Genomic DNA, 1803 nt, shown 5'->3' on the forward strand with positions numbered 1-1803 from the left:
CCGTGCACAGTGCCACCGTCCCCGACTACCTCGCCTTCGTGGTGGAGCTGGAGCGCGCGCTGCGCCCCCTCTCCCTGGACTGGTACGGCGAGGACGGCCTGGGCGCGGTCGATCTGTGCCACGCGGCCTCCGGGGGCGCCGCGGCCCTTCCCGGGCTGCTGGCCAAACGCTTCTTCGGGGTGCCGCTGCTGGTGACCGAGCACCAGGTCCCGCTGCGCACCCACTACCTGGCGGCGTCCGACACCTCGTTCCGCGCTCCGGCGCGCGCCCTGCTGGCCGCCTTCCACGGCAGGCTCGCGTGTGAGGTGTACCGCCAGGCCTCCGTCGTCACGTCGGGCAACACCCACGTCCGCCGCTGGCAGGAGCGCTGCGGGGCCGACCGGTCCACCCTGCGCACGGTCTACCCGGGGACGGAGACCGAGCGGTTCACCGCCGTGGGGGAGGGCGAGGACCGCACAGGCCCCGGCACGCTGGTGTGGGTCGGCCGGGCGGAGCCCGCCAAGGACCTGATCGGCCTGCTGCACGCGTTCGCCGAGGTGCGCCGCGCCGTCCCCGACGCCCGGCTGCGCGTCTTCGGCGCGCCGGTCCAAGGGGACGGCGGCGACGCGTATCTGGCCCACTGCACGGCGCTCGCTGCCCAGCTCTTCCCGCCCCGGGCCACGGACGGCCATGCCGTCGGCGACCACCCGGTCACCTTCGAGGAGATCGGCGGCCCGGACGTACCCGACCTCGCGGAGGCCTACGCGACGGGTGGCGTCGTCGTCCTGTCCAGCGTGGTCGAGGGGTTCCCCATCAGCCTCGTCGAGGCGATGTTCTGCGGACGGGCCACCGTCTCGACGGACGTGGGCGCCGTGGTGGAAGTCGTCGGCGGTACGGGACTGGTGGTGCCCCCGCGCGATCCGAGGGCGCTCGCCGATGCCTGCGTCGCGCTGCTGCGCGACCCCGGGCGCCGTGCACGGCTCGGTGCGGCGGCGCGCGCCCGGGCGCTCGAACTCTTCACCGTGGAACAGAACCTCGCCGCTTTCCGCGGCATTTACCTGGACCTGGCGGCGCACGCCCCGGCGCGCTGGGCGGCGGATGCGGCACGTGCGGAACGCACCGGTCCGCCACGGCCGTTCGCCACACCGCCGGAGGCCCATGTACTGGGCCGGCTGCCACCGGTGCCGGTGGCGTCCGGGGCGTCCCGGGTGCCCAGTTGGGCCACCGGCGCCGAGGCGGAAGGCGTGTGCGCGGGCGCGCGCGGGGTGGGGGTCAGCGATGCGTGAACACGGAGGACGCCCCATGGGCCGACCGGCCGACAGCCCCGCCCCGGGTCCCGCGCGGTCCGGTGAGGCCGTGTCAGGCGCGGCGCTCGCTCCGGGGGCCGCCGTGCCGGGTGCGGTCTACCGGGAGGGTGCGGCGGGCCGGGCCGACGGCGTACGGGTCCCGACGTGGGCCGGGCGGGTGCCGACCGTGGTGGCGGCCGACGACCTGGAAGCGGCCCCCGGATGGGGCGGCGGCCGGCCCGGGGCCGACGGAGAGCCTGGCGGGAGAGGGCGGGGCGTGGCCCCGCCCGCCGGCCCGGCGGAGCCGGACCCCGGCCGCGCCGCCCCGGAGACCGCTGCCCTGGAGACCGGAGCGGGCGGTGGGCCCCGGGGGACAGACTCAGGGGGTGTCCGTGGTGTCCTGCCCGCCGACGGGCCCGCGGGCGCCGTCCAGGGGGCGTGCCCGGCCAGGGTGCCCCAGGGGGCGCGCTTCGCCGGACCGGCGGCCCGGGACGAGCCCGTGCGCTGCGTCGTCCCGCCCCCGGTCGGCGGGGCGCCC

General features: G+C 78.0%; 1 protein-coding gene and 1 pseudogene. Both read left to right on the plus strand.

Going from position 1 to position 1803, the window contains the following annotated elements; genetic code table 11:
* On the plus strand, window positions 1-1265 hold a 1265-nt coding region (locus IH13_RS0109890; RefSeq protein WP_037841059.1), incomplete at its 5' end, for a glycosyltransferase.
* A gap of 70 nt (window positions 1266-1335) precedes the next feature.
* A pseudogene (locus tag IH13_RS44500) lies at window positions 1336-1803 on the plus strand (hypothetical protein); the annotation flags it as partial.

This window comes from Streptomyces sp. NRRL WC-3549, assembly GCF_000721935.1.
Taxonomy (GTDB): domain Bacteria; phylum Actinomycetota; class Actinomycetes; order Streptomycetales; family Streptomycetaceae; genus Streptomyces.